Annotated in this window: 14 protein-coding genes; 5 read left to right on the plus strand and 9 right to left on the minus strand. The window is 51.2% G+C overall.

From position 1 onward, the window contains the following. The first annotated feature begins 19 nt into the window (after window positions 1-19). The gene (locus tag IOQ59_RS11935; RefSeq protein ID WP_193953572.1) at window positions 20-946 is read left to right on the plus strand and encodes a homoserine kinase; all 927 of its coding nucleotides are present in this window, start codon (window positions 20-22) and stop codon (window positions 944-946) included. A gap of 95 nt (window positions 947-1041) precedes the next feature. On the opposite strand, the gene IOQ59_RS11940 is transcribed toward IOQ59_RS11935, so the two are convergent. Beyond that, a complete protein-coding gene (locus IOQ59_RS11940) occupies window positions 1042-1779 on the minus strand; it encodes a FecR family protein (protein WP_193953574.1) in 738 nt (245 codons plus the stop codon). Between the two features lie 75 nt (window positions 1780-1854). Beyond that, a complete protein-coding gene (uvrB, locus tag IOQ59_RS11945) occupies window positions 1855-3867 on the minus strand; it encodes an excinuclease ABC subunit UvrB (RefSeq protein WP_193953576.1) in 2013 nt (670 codons plus the stop codon). A 361-nt stretch (window positions 3868-4228) separates the two neighbouring features. Between uvrB and IOQ59_RS11950 the strand changes: the two genes are divergently transcribed. Both IOQ59_RS11950 and IOQ59_RS11955 read left to right on the plus strand, forming a co-directional pair. Then, window positions 4229-5416, plus strand: a complete 1188-nt coding sequence (locus IOQ59_RS11950) for a pyridoxal phosphate-dependent aminotransferase (protein ID WP_193953578.1) — start codon at window positions 4229-4231, stop codon at window positions 5414-5416. Between the two features lie 236 nt (window positions 5417-5652). Then, entirely contained in the window at window positions 5653-6174 is a 522-nt protein-coding gene (locus IOQ59_RS11955; protein ID WP_193953580.1) for a general stress protein, read from the plus strand. Window positions 6175-6293: 119 nt separating this feature from the next. On the opposite strand, the gene IOQ59_RS11960 is transcribed toward IOQ59_RS11955, so the two are convergent. The 3 genes from IOQ59_RS11960 to IOQ59_RS11970 form a co-directional block, all read right to left on the minus strand. Continuing rightward, the gene (locus IOQ59_RS11960; RefSeq protein WP_193953582.1) at window positions 6294-6770 is read right to left on the minus strand and encodes a hypothetical protein; all 477 of its coding nucleotides are present in this window, start codon (window positions 6768-6770) and stop codon (window positions 6294-6296) included. A gap of 191 nt (window positions 6771-6961) precedes the next feature. Continuing rightward, the gene (locus IOQ59_RS11965; RefSeq protein WP_193953584.1) at window positions 6962-7765 is read right to left on the minus strand and encodes an alpha/beta fold hydrolase; all 804 of its coding nucleotides are present in this window, start codon (window positions 7763-7765) and stop codon (window positions 6962-6964) included. After that, the gene (locus tag IOQ59_RS11970) at window positions 7758-8834 is read right to left on the minus strand and encodes a M14 family zinc carboxypeptidase (protein ID WP_193953586.1); all 1077 of its coding nucleotides are present in this window, start codon (window positions 8832-8834) and stop codon (window positions 7758-7760) included. Before IOQ59_RS11970 ends, IOQ59_RS11965 begins: the two co-directional genes overlap by 8 nt. Before the next feature lie 529 nt (window positions 8835-9363). Here IOQ59_RS11970 and IOQ59_RS11975 point away from each other — a divergent pair. After that, complete coding sequence (locus IOQ59_RS11975; protein WP_193953588.1) at window positions 9364-10743, plus strand: class II fumarate hydratase; 1380 nt, start codon at window positions 9364-9366, stop codon at window positions 10741-10743. A 10-nt stretch (window positions 10744-10753) separates the two neighbouring features. Here the strand turns inward: IOQ59_RS11975 and IOQ59_RS11980 are convergent, their stop codons facing one another. The 4 genes from IOQ59_RS11980 to IOQ59_RS11995 all read right to left on the minus strand — a co-directional run bounded on the left by IOQ59_RS11980 (window position 10754) and on the right by IOQ59_RS11995 (window position 15586). Then, complete coding sequence (locus IOQ59_RS11980; RefSeq protein ID WP_193953590.1) at window positions 10754-11665, minus strand: DMT family transporter; 912 nt, start codon at window positions 11663-11665, stop codon at window positions 10754-10756. Between the two features lie 155 nt (window positions 11666-11820). Further along, complete coding sequence (locus IOQ59_RS11985; RefSeq protein WP_193953592.1) at window positions 11821-12390, minus strand: TetR/AcrR family transcriptional regulator; 570 nt, start codon at window positions 12388-12390, stop codon at window positions 11821-11823. A 131-nt stretch (window positions 12391-12521) separates the two neighbouring features. Beyond that, entirely contained in the window at window positions 12522-12758 is a 237-nt protein-coding gene (locus tag IOQ59_RS11990) for an HP1242/YdcH family protein (protein ID WP_193953593.1), read from the minus strand. A gap of 200 nt (window positions 12759-12958) precedes the next feature. Then, window positions 12959-15586 (minus strand): nitrate reductase, encoded by a 2628-nt coding sequence (locus IOQ59_RS11995; protein ID WP_193953595.1) that lies wholly within the window; start codon window positions 15584-15586, stop codon window positions 12959-12961. Between the two features lie 231 nt (window positions 15587-15817). Here IOQ59_RS11995 and IOQ59_RS12000 point away from each other — a divergent pair, with 231 nt between their 5' ends. Beyond that, the gene (locus IOQ59_RS12000) at window positions 15818-16432 is read left to right on the plus strand and encodes an ANTAR domain-containing response regulator (RefSeq protein ID WP_193953597.1); all 615 of its coding nucleotides are present in this window, start codon (window positions 15818-15820) and stop codon (window positions 16430-16432) included. Window positions 16433-16449 lie beyond the last annotated feature (17 nt).

Below are 16449 nucleotides of genomic sequence, written 5' to 3' on the forward strand. Positions count from 1 at the left end.
ATCAGAGCTAAGGAAAACTATGTCGATCTATACGGTTGTTGAACATCCTCAACTTGAAGCGTATCTGGAACAATACTCGATTGGTTCGCTGATCAGCTTTCAGGGGATCGAAGCCGGTGTCGAAAACACCAACTATTTTGTCACGACAACCAGCGGCGAGTATGTACTCACGCTGGTTGAGTCGGTAACAGCGGAAAAGCTGCCGTTTATTCTGGGTTATGTCGCTCACCTCTCAGAACGAAACATTGCGGTAGCACAGCCCATTCTGAACCGTCAGGGTGAATTGTTTGGCAGCCTTAACGAACGCCCCGCCGTGTTCATGCGACGTTTGAAAGGCGCGCCACTCGACATCCCCAATCAAGTACAGTGCAGCGTGATTGGTCACACTCTTGCGGCCAGCCATCAGGCATCTGCTGAGCTGGCACACGATGAATTTCAGCACATCTATCAGTGGTGCAGCGAAGTCAGCGCACGCGTATTACCTGAACTGAACGATGCAGACAAACATCTGCTGCAAGAATCAGTCCTCGCGGCCGGAATGATCCCGTGGGCACATCTGCCACAAGGTCCTATCCATGCAGACCTGTTTCCAGACAATGCCCTCTTTGACGGTGATTCACTGGCGGGACTGATTGACTTCTACCATGCCTGCTCAGCCCCCTACCTCTATGATCTGGCAGTCACCCTCAACGCCTGGTGTTATGACGAACAACAGCAGCATTACGATACGGACAAAGCATCGACGCTGCTCAATAGCTACAACGCAGTGCGAGTGCTGGACGACGAAGAGCAGCAATGGCTGAAAGCGATGCAGAGAGTCGCTGCGTTGCGTTTTTGGTTGTCCCGTTTGCGCGATAAGCTATTCCCTAAGGACGGTGAATTGATCACCGTGAAGGACCCGAACGGTAAAAAACAATTGCTTGAGCACCTCATTAAAGACCAATAAGTCGGTATGAAGCGCCCATAAAAAACGGCAGGTCACTAATATAGTGCCTGCCGTTTTTTGTTTATCAGTTCTTCAGTGAGCCGTTCGGCTGAACATTAAGATCGCACCTTACAGTCAGACCAGATCTGGAATGGATCTTGCCCCTGACCGCCATCGCTGGATTCGTCACACTCAACCACGACAGGTTCTGGCTTGGGTTCCGGCTTAGAGTCACCAATACTCAACATCGCCGGGCGCTCATCCGTCAGACGAAACGCGGTCGCGCCGCGCTCCATTTCAAAGTACTTTCCAGGGTCCAGATCAGCACCACCCACAGGGGTATCGATAACAATTCCGCCCTGATCCACACCACCCGCGACCCCTTGAATCACCTTGTTCTTCTCAGAACAACGTCGATCACAGAGATAAATTTCATATTCAGTTCCCCGAATACCAATTGTGGCTAAAACGGTCTGGAAGCGATAACGATCCGGGTCCGCTTTACCAATCTTTCCGCTGATCGTGCGCAAACCACCGCGCATCAATTGAAACACTGCAACCCCATCCTCCGGTTGCTCTTCTCGGTAGCGATAACGCGACAGCTGCAACTTGGAATCCGGTTTCAGATTGATGGTAGAGCCATCGTTAAAGCGGATATGCAGTCGCCCACGTTTACTCGTCAGCAATCGCTCTTTCTCAAATACGACAGAATCACGCTTAAGCGTTCGCATTTCACCACGCAGATTCTCAGCATGGTTTTCACCCAAGCTCAGAATGACACGGCCGATAGCCTCATCTGCAAAGACATTGAATGAGGTTGCCAACGTCAGCAACAGCACCACTATACGTAACACCTTGTTTCTCCCTGTAATGTCCAGTACCGCTGGAGTAGCTCTAACCTTATCAGGCTTGCACATCAGCAACCACTATTAGACTCCGTGCTTCAGCTTCTCTAACTGATCACGGTAGTGTGCCGCCAACTCAAACTCCAGATTTTTCGCAGCTTCATACATCTTATCTTCCAGCTCAGTCATCGCTTTCACTTGCTGTGCCGGACTCATGGATGCAGGATCAACGCTATAATCACCCGCCTTATCCGCAACCTTCTTCGCTGCTTTCGCCGCTTTTCGACCCGGAATGGTAGACGCCCCTTCCATGATGTCAGCCACCGACTTCTTGATGCCTTTCGGCACAATGCCATGCTCTTTGTTATGCGCCAGCTGCTTCTCACGACGACGTTCTGTCTCATCCATCGCTCGCTGCATCGATCCGGTGATTTTGTCTGCGTACAAAATTGCACGGCCGTTGACGTTACGCGCTGCTCGACCGATAGTCTGGATCATCGACGTATCCGAGCGCAGGAAACCTTCTTTATCAGCATCCAGAATCGTTACCAGTGAAACCTCTGGCATATCGATACCTTCTCGCAACAAGTTGATCCCCACCAGCACATCAAACACCCCGGTCCGCAAATCACGGATGATCTCTACACGCTCCACGGTGTCGATATCGGAATGCAGATAGCGTACTTTCACGCCATGCTCATCCAGATAGTCAGTCAGATCTTCCGCCATCCGTTTGGTGAGGACAGTGACAACCACACGCTCCTTGTTCGCCACGACTTTGTTAATTTCGGACAACAGGTCATCAACCTGTGTCGTAGCCGGACGGATCTCAACAACGGGATCAACCAATCCGGTCGGACGCACGACCTGCTCTGCTACATGTTGCTGATTGGCTTTTTCGTATTTGCTCGGCGTCGCCGACACAAAAATCATCTGCGGAGAGGTCTCCTCCCACTCCTCAAACTTCATCGGACGGTTATCCAACGCAGACGGCAAACGGAAGCCGTATTCGACCAGTGTTTCTTTACGGCTGCGGTCACCTCGGTACATCGCCCCGATCTGAGGGACGGTGACATGAGACTCATCAATCACCAGCAGGGCGTTGTCCGGCAGATAATCAAACAATGTGGGCGGTGCCTGGCCCGAATCCCGACCCGACAGGTAGCGGGAGTAGTTCTCAATCCCGGAGCAATATCCTAGCTCCCGGATCATCTCCATATCGTACATCGTGCGCTGCTCAAGGCGCTGAGCCTCAACCAGTTTATCGTGATCGCGTAGTTGCTTAAGACGATCATGCAGCTCATCGCTGATCTTATCCACAGCCGCCAGCAAGGTTTCGCGCGGTGTCACATAGTGAGATTTTGGATAGACCGTTGCACGTGGCACTTTGCGTAGAACTTCTCCCGTCAACGGATCGAAGTAACTCAGCTGCTCGACTTCATCATCGAACAGTTCGATACGCAGGGCTTCTTTTTCTGATTCCGCCGGAAAGACATCAATCACATCCCCCCGTACCCGATACGTACCACGATGCAGCTCGATATCATTGCGTGTGTATTGCAGCTCGGCCAGACGGCGCAGGACTGCACGCTGATCGATCATATCGCCGCGATCAATATGCAGCATCATGCCAAGGTACAGTTTAGGGTCACCCAAACCGTATATCGCAGAGACCGTTGCGACGATGATCGCATCATCCCGCTCCAACAACGCCTTGGTTGCCGAAAGCCGCATCTGCTCTATGTGGTCATTGATAGAGGCGTCTTTTTCAATAAACGTATCAGATGAGGCGACATAGGCCTCCGGCTGGTAGTAATCGTAATAAGACACAAAATACTCAACCGAGTTGTCCGGAAAAAACTCCCTGAACTCCCCGTACAGCTGAGCCGCCAGCGTTTTGTTATGCGCCATGATAATGGTGGGACGCTGCACCTGAGCGATCACATTGGCGATGGTGAATGTTTTACCGGAGCCTGTGACCCCGAGCAATGTCTGGGAGGCTAATCCAGCTTCAATACCATCCACCAACTCAGCAATAGCCGTTGGCTGATCGCCTGCGGGTTCAAAACTGGAATGGACCTTAAATCGCTCTTTCATCATCTCAACTCAAACGGAATCAACTGGCCATTATAACCTGATCACTGACGCTCTGCTGTTACGAAATACTCAGCCAGTTCAATACCGACAAATACGCCCACACAGCGCGTTACACATCGATACACAAGTTTCGTTTTGGAACCATCCGCCCACTTATACGAAAAATTGTTACTTTTCTGTACAGAATGCTTAAAGACGCAACTTGAATCCGGTATAATTTTCCGGCTAAAAAATTACCGCTGAGCCTTGGACTGCGCGCCCCTAACCTATAATTCTGCGCAGCCAGGCGAACCGAAATGCATTAACTATACTTCAGCGGCTCCCTATAAAAGTCATGGGATCTCTCAAGAGGAACTTAGGATTGGACGTTCAACTTTCAGACCGCGTCAATAACATCAAACCTTCACCTACGCTGGCGGTAACCAACCGTGCGGCTGAACTGCGCGCGGCAGGTAAGAACATTATTGGCCTGGGTGCAGGCGAGCCAGACTTTGATACGCCTGAGCATATCAAAGCCGCAGCAATTAACGCGCTGCAGAACGGTTTTACCAAATACACAGCCGTGGACGGCACCCCAGCCCTGAAGACAGCCATTATTGAGAAGCTGAAGGGAGACAATGATCTCTCTTACGCACCAAACCAGATTCTGGTGTCCTGTGGCGGTAAACAGAGTTTCTTTAACCTGTCTCTGGCATTGCTGAACGAAGGCGACGAAGTCGTTATCCCAGCACCGTATTGGGTGTCTTACCCTGATATGGTGAAAGTGGCTGACGGCGTCCCTGTGATTGTGACAACAACACAAGAACAGCGCTTTAAAATGACACCTGAGCAGCTGGAAGCAGCGATCACCGACAAAACACGTCTGGTCGTTCTGAACAGCCCATCCAACCCAACCGGTGTGGCTTACACGCACGCGGAACTGGTTGCATTGGCGGACGTACTGAAAAAGTACCCGAATGTTCTGGTCGCAACCGATGACATGTACGAACACATCCGCTTTACCGATGAACCGTTCTGCAACATCGTGATGGCATGCCCTGAGCTATACGACCGTACCATCGTACTGAACGGCGTATCTAAAGCGTACTCCATGACCGGCTGGCGTATCGGTTATGCAGCGGGCCCACAGAAGCTGATCGGCGCGATGAAGAAAATTCAGTCTCAGAGCACCTCTAACCCGACCTCAATTGCACAAGTTGCAGCACAGGCCGCACTGGAAGGTTCTCAGGATTGTGTTGCAGAGATGGTAAAAGCCTTCTCTGAACGTCACGACTACGTGATCAAAACGCTGAACGAAATCGACGGTGTTGATTGCATCCCAGCTGACGGCACATTCTATGCGTTCCCAAGTTTCCAGCAGGTTATCGACAACGATGATCGCTTTGAAGACGACATTGCCCTGGCCGAGTTCCTGTTGAACGAAGCAGGTGTTGCACTGGTACCGGGTTCAGCCTTCGGTGCTCCGGGTAACATGCGTTTGTCTTTTGCGACCAGCCTGGACATTCTGGAAGACGCACTGACTCGCATCAAGAACGCACTGGCAGCTTAATCCCCTGCTCGCGATAAAAAATACCCGCTTCGGCGGGTATTTTTTTGTCTGAACCAACCGTTTCTGCCCCTGAGCCTTTGACGTATTCAGAAGTTGAATCCGATCAAAGGTGACACTGATCATGCCCTCGTACAACCACCAACACCCCAGAACCTTTGTATCAGGTAGTACTGGGCTATACTTTGTGTACTTTCGTAAGGATGAAACCAACTAGCAACAGACACTGGAGGTGAGGGATGAAACGTCTCGTATTCCTCGCGCCAACACTGGAGCAGGCGCAACACGTGGTTGAAGACCTTCGTAAGATGGGTATCGAAGATGAAAAGATGCATGTGGTCGCGAAAGACCATCAGATGCTGAAAGATGCCCATATTCATGAAGCGACAGAGATGGAAACTTCAGAACTGGAAACGGATATGGACTGGGGTATGGTCGGTGGTGGAACCGTCGGCGTTATCGCAGGTCTGGCCGTTCTGGGGAGTGCCCCCTTCGGATTAATACTGGGTGGTGGCACATTGCTAACCCTCAGTTTACTGGGGATTGGCTTTGGCGGATGGCTGGGAAAAATGATCGGTGAAGGCACACCCAATGCACTGATTGAAAAATACGAACATGCGTTGGATGACGGTCAGATCGTCATGATGATTGATATACCGGCAGAACGCCTGCCAGAATTTCATCATATGATCCGAGGACATTGTCCAAAAGCCCTGATCGAATCCGTTCATATTTTCCACGATGATCCGTTAGCTGCGTAAACAACCACAGCATCAGGCTGTCTAACCGATTTGAATAAAATCACACCGGAAATCTCTTTCCGAAGAAAAAAGGGCCGCGTTAGAACGTGGCCCTTTTTAACATCTTTAACAGTATGACCTCAGCGCGCCAGCCCCGGCGGTGTGCTTATCCGCATCTGATGCATTCGAAAACGTAAGAAATCCACCTGCGGATGGTACTGCTGGATATGCTGAATATCCCTTTCAGCAGCGCCTTTCACCTGCACCGCAACGGCTGCAGCACCCGCTTCGAGAATGAGCTGATTCCCTGTATCCAGGTTGAGCTCACCGGCATAGGTCAATCGTCCCGGATAAACCCGAAAACGAATATCGAGAGGTACGGATGATTCACGCGTCGTTAACCACCGTTGAAGCTGCCATTTGGTAATACGGTAGTCCCCTGCGGGCAATTCAATAAACGTCAGATTGCCATCTATATCTCTATAATCACTGCGAATCGTCCCATCCTGATCAGCCTTCATCGCCATGATACCGGTTAGGTCTCCATCAATCTGCTCGTAACGATAGGCCACCTTCCAGGGATCAATCCCAGACTTGGTCAACGCAATGACAGCCACACCAACATCCTGCTTACTTGAAGCAGATATCTCAGGGACAATATCGCTCGTTGAACAACTGGTCGTTACTGCCATAACGAACACTAAGCAGATCAACCTGATCAGCATAAAAAGACCCACCCTGTCAGTAAACAAACGCTCATTACCTTAGCCGAAATTCGAGTTCGGGAACATGGTTTTAAACCTCCTGTCTACTGATTGTCCCGCTGCTTTTCGCAAGGATGCCTAGGCAACATAACCGGTCCTCTTTGCCACTCGCTTATCCTTTCCACCACCCAGATAGGATCATCATGCGTCAGGTCATGGCCTGCCGTTGGGTGCTGATACAACACCGTGCCGAATACTGCTGCAATCTGGGAAGAACATTGTGGAGACACAAGGCGGTCGTGTTCTGCAGCCAATACCAAAGCATTGTGGGTCAGCTGATTGCCCGATGCAGGCAAATGGTAACGAGCTGCCGCAATGAGCTGATGAATGATGTTCCGACGCATGACCGGACACTCTCGTTGATACCGCAACCACTGGCTGAGCATCGATTCCTGATCATCGCGTACATTGCATGTCAGTTTGTAGATCTGTTCTTCGCGGTTTTCCACCGAGGTTAAAAACGCTCTCACCATATTCAGCCAGACTCGCCAACGTACACGTTGCCAGATAGGATTCAATTCAGCCAAACTGCTGTTGATCAGCACCAGCCCAGAAATTTCATCGGGATAACGCAGGGCCCAATCGGTCGCCACCATACCTCCCATCGACAGCCCTAAAACATAGACAGGGCCATTGCTGGTATGCTGGGCACGAACAACATCCGTAATGCTGGTAATCCGCGCTGGACTATTCTGCTCACACAAACGTCCGTTCCCCGGCAAATCAATACATTGAATATCGCTGCAAGGCCGTGACTGAGCTAACAGCTCGGTGAAGCCCCCCCAGTGACGACATTCACGGGTTAAACCTCTTAGCAGCACCCAACGTTCCAGAGTTTGATTAACCATACCAATCCTTGATCGCATTGATTTGGTAATGCGACCGCTGCTTACCTGTGGGCAACCAAGCAGAAGATGACCGTACTGCACGCATCATAAATTCAAGCAGCAGGTGATGGCGGCGCATGGCACGCTGATGACGATGGGGTACCAAAGGGTTAAATAAACCGCTAAACGAGGTCAGCTGGCGTGGGTTTTTCTTCACCCAAAGCCACGATCCGATCTCCAACGTCAGGGGCAAAAAGGTGCGTTCAGGATGATTCAGTGAGCGTAGATAGAGATAATCCCAAAGATCCCCATGAGAGATATAGTGATCAAACTGAGGCTCCATCAGATAATTGTGATGGGGGTAAGTCTCGTCGAGTAGCTGGCTCAACGCCGCCAATTCCGCCAGATGTTCCAACGGTTCTGTTGAGCCTGCGTACGGAAACCAAAGTCGATCTCGAACCCCAAAGCCGGAATGCACATCCAGCACCAGGCTAAAATCTGCGGGGAACAACTGCTGCTCCACCAGTGTGCAGAGCGCCAGCGCTTCAGGTTGCATTGGCTCTCCCTCCGCTCCGCGAAACCATGGCAGATGGTGACTGATACGTTGTCCCCCCACCATCCAGGCAGGGTCATCCCGCGCGTCCAACGGTGCATTGCGCATCAGATCAACGCCATTACCATTGCTACGCCAGCCCCGTGCCATCCCCACCGGATTCAACAGCGGTAAGAACACCAATCGCAAATGCTTTAACTCTTCCTGCAATCCGGTATCCCAATGCAGGCGTCGACATAGATTCTCCAGAAACACCAACAGGATCTGGCTTCCGATACGCTCTACACCGTGGACACCGCCCACCAGAGCGATCACCGGCACTTCTGCGGCCCTGCTGCCTAACGTCAGCGCGTACACCGGAAAAACCTGATTATCGCTGACGACCTGAGTGACAACATCAATCCGTAGATGCTGCTCATGAACCGATATCAGCTGTTCCAACCGAAACAACTCCGGCAGATAACGAAGGCAATAATCATAGTAGCGTTGCGGCTCAACATCAGACCCTACGGTCCTGGCATCAACCTGCGTATCCATCTGACTCACCTGAAACGTTCAAGAAGCAGAAGCAAAAGAACCTGACTACAGTTTAGCCAAGCCTCACCTCGTTAAGGTGAACTATTGACAGACATTAAAGCAAAACACAGTAATGATATTGATAATCACTTTTATTTATATTTAATGAAATGATACAGATAGATATTGCCGACTTCCCAGTACTGGAGTCCAGTGTTCGCAACGGAGATTACCCCGACTGCCCATGCGTACTCGAACGTTATTTGACACTTAGCGATGCACGCGCGGCAAATCAGTCCTCAATAGCAGTACAACACACTATTCATATGCGAGCCTATAGGACGCTACTGAATACGCTCTGCGACACTTATGTGTCCGAACATTGGCGCTCACTCTGTCTGGATCAAATTCATAAGCCTCTCTTTGCAATAGAACGGCTTGCACGCACTCAAACAGATAAGGCGCGAGTCAGGCAGCTCTACAATGAGCTGTCGACCCTCAGCCACTACTTCCTGTAATTCACGACGACCCAAACGTACAAGGAAACATTATGAGTAGCACAAGAATTGAACGGGATAGCATGGGCGAACTGGAAGTGCCCATCGATGCGCTTTACGGTGCTCAGACTCAACGTGCCGTAAATAACTTCCCAGTCAGCGGTCAAACCATGCCTGAAGCATTTATTCGCGCACTTATTTTGGTGAAGTCCGCCGCTGCCATCAGCAACAGTCAGCTGGAATGTCTGACTCAGGATCAGGCCGATGCCATCATCAGCGTTTGCTCCGAGCTACTGGAACGTGATGAGCTGATGCAGCACTTCCCGGTCGATGTATTCCAGACGGGCTCCGGTACCAGCTCCAATATGAATGCCAACGAGGTGATTGCGAGCCTCGCCAGCAACAAACTCGGCGAACCGATCAGTGCCAACGATCATGTGAACTTTGGTCAGAGCAGCAACGATGTTATCCCCAGTACCGTGCATATCAGCGCAGCATTGCAATTGAATAACACACTCCTGCCAGCCCTGCGCCATCTGCTAACAACAATCGAAGCCAAAGCGGAGACCCTGAAAGGATACTGCAAAACAGGCCGCACCCATCTGATGGACGCAATGCCGGTCCGTATGGATCAGTCGCTGCTGAGCTGGGCTGCTCAGATTCGTCAGAGCATTCAACATCTGGAGGCACTGCAACCCGCAATCCAAACACTGGCGCAAGGCGGCACTGCTGTCGGCACAGGCATCAACGCCCACCCAAATTTTGCCCGCGTATTCAATCAAAATCTCAGTGGGTTGACGGGCGTAACCTTCACTCCGGGGGACAACCTCTTTGCTCTGATCGGCTCACAAGACACGGCTGTGGCACTGTCCGGACAACTAAAAGCAACGGCAGTATCTATTATGAAGATCGCCAATGACCTGCGCTGGATGAACTCCGGGCCACTGGCGGGTCTTGGTGAGATATCACTGGAAGCGTTACAACCGGGTTCCTCGATCATGCCGGGCAAAGTGAATCCAGTGATTCCAGAAGCTGCGGCAATGGCGGCTGCGCAGGTCATAGGCAATGACGCCGCCATCACCATTGGCGGTCAGTCCGGCAATTTCGAACTGAACGTCATGCTCCCAATGATTGCCTACAACCTGCTCAATAGCATTGAGTTACTGGCCAACAGCACCACCCTGCTAGCAGATAAAGCCATTGCCAGCTTCACGGTGAACGAAGACAAGCTGAACGAAGCCTTGCACCAGAATCCAATTCTGGTCACTGCGTTAAACCCGATTATTGGTTATCTGAAAGCCGCAGAGATCGCAAAACAAGCCTACAAAGAGAAACGCGCGGTCATCGATGTGGCGGAAGAACACACGGATATCCCACGCGAAGAACTGGCTCGATTACTTGATCCCGCCAAACTGACCGAAGGCGGACTCTGATGTAGTGACGTTATTCATAGCGCCTTTTGAATAGCTTTAGATACAGCGCTAAACGCTGTGACAGATCAGAGTTCGCAACCAGAATCCCCACCGCAACGATGGAAAATCCCAGCCAGTCCATCAGCGTGGGGATCTCATCAAACATCGGCCAGGCCATCAACGCTGCAACCACAGGCACGCCGTAGAACACACTCGCCACCTGTGTCGCCTGTGTGTTACGTAGCATAATGTAAAGCACACTCAACGCCCCGATCGACACCCCCACGCCCATCCAAAAAACAGCTAAAGCCAAGTCTGTATGCCAGACAATATCTCCAGTCTCAAACATCCATCCGAGTATCAACAGCAGAGGTAGGGTCGCCAACACCTGAATGGCACCGCCACTAAATAGATTCATCTGTGCACAGTGTTTTTTCTGCACCAGTTGCCCCGCAGCTAAACCGACCAAAGACACCAACGCCCAGCTCAAATTGGTGAGAGTGATACCTTCAACCGCTAATCCATCAGCCACCACCAGCGCCACACCTAAGACACCAATCACTAAACCCACCCAGCGCTGGCGACTGACCTGCTCTCCCAGATAAGGGCCTGCTAATACGGCAACCAACAAGGGCTGTAAAGCGATAATCAACGCCGAAACGGCAGGTTTCATACCCAGCCAAAGCGCATAGAAGACACCCGCGGAGAACACGCCTTGCATCAACAAACCACTGAGCAGCAACCAGCCCCAGCGTCTTGGCCATACTGCATCCATCAGAAACGCTGCCGCCACTAGCAGCACACCTGCTAACGCAAAACGCATTGCCAGAAAGACAAAAGGCTCACTGTAGAGCAACCCGAGTTTGGCCCCAACAAAGCCGGAGCCGTAAATCACGACAAAAATCAGTGGCAGGCTCAGTGCCTGAATCGACTTGTATTGCATAGTACACCTCTCAAGTTTGTATCTTTATATTTATGTACATACTAGTAGGTACAGTCATTTGATAATAAAAAACGCACTCACTCCGGTGCGTCTCGACATCATTCATAGACCTTACCCGCCGCTTATTGAGCAAGCGACCGAGCTATAGCAGCGGCTTATTCTGCCAAACGCTGAGTATTTAACAGCGTTATAAAACTGTCTGTTGCGTCATTCACCACATCACCTTCCTGCATTGCACGGCCATAGACAAAGCCCCCCTGCAATGCGCTGATCGCCAACGTTGCCAATTGTTCAGGAGATAAGGCATCTGACAACAGACTCTCTGTTTGTGCCTGTTGAAATAGCTGGGTTAATTTTCCATGCTGCTCACCAAAGAAACGTTTCAGTGGCGCATTCAACAAGGGATCTTCCAGCGATGGGTCCTGGACGATACGTCCGATACGACACCCTTTGGACGCATCGCGGGTCTGGCACATGTACGCAGCAACCGCAGCCAAGGGATCGGAATGCTTAGCAACCAGACAATCAAATTCTTCAGACAACTCATCCGCACGCGAATCCATCGCCGCAATCGCTAACTCTTTTTTACCTTTAAAATGATGGTAAAAACTGCCCTTCCCAGCGCCTGAGCGTTCTAATACTAAGTTGGGGCTGGTCGCATCATAACCACGCTCCCACAATAATTGCTTCATGGTCTCTACCAACAGCTCACGGGTTTTGGCCATAACGAACTCCAACAGAACAGACGACAAAAACATACTAGTAGGTACAGTACTAAGTTACAACTCGAATTTGGGCGTATTCAGACAAAAAAATACCCACAACTAGGCGGGTATTTTTTAAACAGCGTCGTCAATCAGTTCATCAGCATGCGGTACAGCTTGTCTTTCAGATTTACACGCTTGAGCTTGTACTCTTCTTCCGTCTGAGTGGTTACCGGCTCAATTTCCGTTTCCATGCGTTCCACGTCTTTGGTCAGGTCATGGTATTCATTAAACAGGCGAGCGAAGTGCGCGTCGGTCATTTTTTTCTCGTGGATGCGCTCACGCAGCTCAGGAAATTCATGTACCAGATCGTGGTGTTCGATGCTCATTCAGGTTCCCCTTTCAGTCCTAGTTCTTGTTCCTTGAGTTCAGTTTCCTCCTCCCCTGAAGCGGCGACATTGACCCGTATCAACGATTGCACCAGCAGGAAAAAAACGCTGTTACCGACCAAAAAAGCCTCTCCAAACTGAGTGGCCGATAACAACAGGAAAACCTCAAATCCAGCCCTGGAAAGGAGATAAAAAACCGATTAACTTGCGCGGGTAAAAAAGCCTTCCAGCTCGGGAATACAGGAGCCACAGTTGGTTCCACACTGGAGCTTTTCACCTAACTCTACGGCCGAGCCACAACCCGACTTAATCGCTTTGTCGATAGCCGTGGTACCCACCTGATAGCAGCTGCAGATAATCGTACCCTGATCTTCCACCTCGACGTTGGTAGCGCTGAGCAGGTATTGATACTGCTGCGTTTCCAGTGTCTCCTGTACAAACAGATGATCGATCCAGTCCGCTGAAGGAAAGTTGTTGAACGGTGTTATCAGTAACACCCAGTTCAGTTTGCCGTTCATAAACCCGGCTGCACGAAATGAACGTTTAGCCGGGTCTTCAATCCAAAGATCCGGCTCACCCAGGTGCTCCTGACACCACTGCTGCCAGGAATCTACGGTATCCAATCCCGCAACGTGATAGGCATCCGTATTGGTTTTAGGAATACGCGCCCAATAATCCACCGCAGGTACCGGCATCGATTTGGTGGTGATCAACCAGCCTTCCCATTGCTCATTTAAAGGTTCCATCTGTACGGCGGCATGTTTTAACTCCGGCTGACCGGATAGAGGATCCGTCACTGGTGCCACTAACGCCCCCATGCGCCCCTGAGAGGCAAACGCTTCGTTCCAATGCATCGGCACGAAGATTTCCCCTTTGCGCTGCCCCTCTTCTATTCGGGTGCGGGCATAATAGTCAGCACGGGGGTTCGAGACTTTCACCAGCATGCCATCGCTGATATTGCGGATCGCCGCATCACGCGGATGCACTTCTACAAACGGCTCTTCACGGTGGTTAAACAGACGCGGCGCGGTGCCAGTACGGGTCATCGTGTGCCACTGGTCGCGGATACGACCGGTATTCATCACCAGCGGTGCGCGATCAGTGGGCTGCTGCACCGGTGCACGTGGGATGATCTCAACAAAACGGGCCCGCCCCGTCGGCGTAAAGAACTTGCCGTCAGCAAACATTCGCTCAGTCCCATCAGGGCATTCCGCGGTGACCGGCCATTGAATCGGCTTCAGATTGTCATAGGTAAAGCGATCGATATTGGAGAAATAGCTGATATCGAAATCGCGCTGCCCTTCGTTCTCAAATCCCGACAACGCGGCATGCTCAGCGAAAATTTCGCTGGGATGACGATAGCTGAATTCGGTGTCATAACCCATCCGCTTCGCCACTTCGCACATAATCCACCAGTCATGGCGGGCTTCTCCACTCATGGGGATCAGACCACGCTGACGTGATATACGACGCTCAGAGTTGGTGACCGTGCCATCTTTCTCACTCCAACCTGTGGCAGGCAACAGAATATCTGCAAACTTGGCCGTATCACTGTCAGCAACACACTCGGAAACAACCACCGTTTCACACTTCTCTAATGCGCGTTTAATCTGATCAGCGTCTGGCAAACTCACCACCGGGTTGGTCGCCATAATCCAGACAGCTTTAACCTCTCCCCGCTCGATCGCCTGAAACAGGTCAACCGCTTTGTAACCGGGTTTCGTCGCCATGTTCGGCGCATCCCAGAATCGTTCTACCCGATCGATAGATTCAGCATCAAAGTCCATGTGTGCCGCCAGCTGATTGGCTAAACCGCCGACTTCGCGTCCACCCATCGCATTGGGCTGCCCCGTCAGTGAGAAAGGCCCCTGCCCCGGTTGACCGACGCGACCAGTTGCCAAATGACAATTGGTGATCGCATTCACGTTATCCACCCCACTCGCCGACTGATTGGTCCCCTGAGAGAAAAAAGTCAGCACGTTTTCTGTCGCACCAAACCAGTTAAAGAAGGAGTGCAAAGACTCCACGGGAAGATCACAGTCTTCCGCCAGCTGACGCGGATCTGCGGAACTGTTTACAGCAGCGGCCAGTGCGTATTCAAAGCCGTCAGTGAAACGGTCAATATAATCCTGATCCAGATGGCCATTGGCCGCCAGCCAGCTCAGCAGGCCGTTAAACAAACGCGTATCGCTGCCGGGTTTGAGTGCCAGATGAATGTCCGCCAGCTTGCAGGTAGCGGTCTCACGCGGATCGATGACCACCACTTTAAGATTCGGATTATTCTTTTTCGCCAACACCATCCGCTGAAATAAGATCGGGTGATTCCATGCTGTATTAGAACCCACCAGCACAATCAGGTTGGCCAGTTCGATGTCGTCATAACTGCACGGCACTGTGTCAGACCCAAACGCGCGCTTATAACCCACCACGGTTGATGCCATGCATAAACGGGAGTTGGTATCGATGTTCGCGGTGCCGATAAACCCTTTCATCAGCTTGTTGGCCACATAATAATCTTCCGTCAGCAGCTGCCCCGACAGATACATGGCAACAGAGTCCGGACCATGCTCCTCAACAGTGCGCTGAAAGCGTGCAGCGACCTCATTCAGGGCATCATCCCAATGCGCAGGCAGGCCATCAACCTGCGGTTTTAACAGGCGACCACGGGTGTCCAGCGTCTCGTGCAAACTGGATCCTTTCACACATAAACGTCCGAAATTTGCCGGGTGTTTTTTATCTCCTTTCACGCCAGAAATCTGGCCTGAATCCCTTATAACCTCTACGCCGCAGCCTACACCGCAGTAAGGACAGGTGGTGTGAGAGTTCATGTGTGACCTCCAAAAAAAAGCCCGACACCGGACCAGGAATCCAGTATCGGGCGACATTGCCCAGCAACTATAAAAACGTCTTTGCTAACTAAAAATGAAGTTCGAGGAGCTCGACACCTCATGACATGGATACTGCAAGTGGTGTGCCAATAGCGTTTTCATTCGCGGCATATTTATTGCTTTACCTTTATCCGAGCCAACTTATCTGGCACTAAAAAGGTTATGTAGTAGATGAAAGATTCACGTTCACTCGATGTCCTGATAGTCGATGACGAGCCCACACGCGCAGATGCACTCTTTGAAGCCCTCAATGCTTTGGGTCACAAAGTCGTCTGCCACCTGTCCGATTCCAGCGGTTTGTGTGATCAGGTCAGCGAGCGTAGTCCGGACATTGTGATTATCGATATGGATTCACCCAATCGAGATACGCTGGAAAGCATGGCAGCGATGAGCCAGAGCAACCCACGCCCCATTGTCTTCTTTGCAGAAAAGGCCAATGACCGTGACAGTATCTCTGCGGCGATCAATGCAGGCGTTAGCGCCTATATCGCAGATGGTCTGCAAACGGATCGGGTAAAAGCCATCATGGATACGGCCATTGCCCAGTTCGATGCTTTTCATTCACTACGGACCGAACTGGAAAAAGCCAAAATCCAGCTATCAGAACGCAAAGTGGTCGAAAAGGCCAAAGGCATGTTGATGAAGCATCAAGGCTGCGATGAAGAGCAGGCCTACAAAACCCTGCGTAAACTGGCGATGGATCGAAGCCAGAAACTGGTAGAAGTGGCACAGAGTGTCATCGACATTCTGGAACTCACCGGCCTGCCCAAAACAGGCAAGCGGTAAGCAAGAGGAATTACGAA

The sequence above is a fragment of the Pontibacterium sinense genome, from assembly GCF_015209595.1.
GTDB classification, from domain to species: domain Bacteria; phylum Pseudomonadota; class Gammaproteobacteria; order Pseudomonadales; family Balneatricaceae; genus Pontibacterium; species Pontibacterium sinense.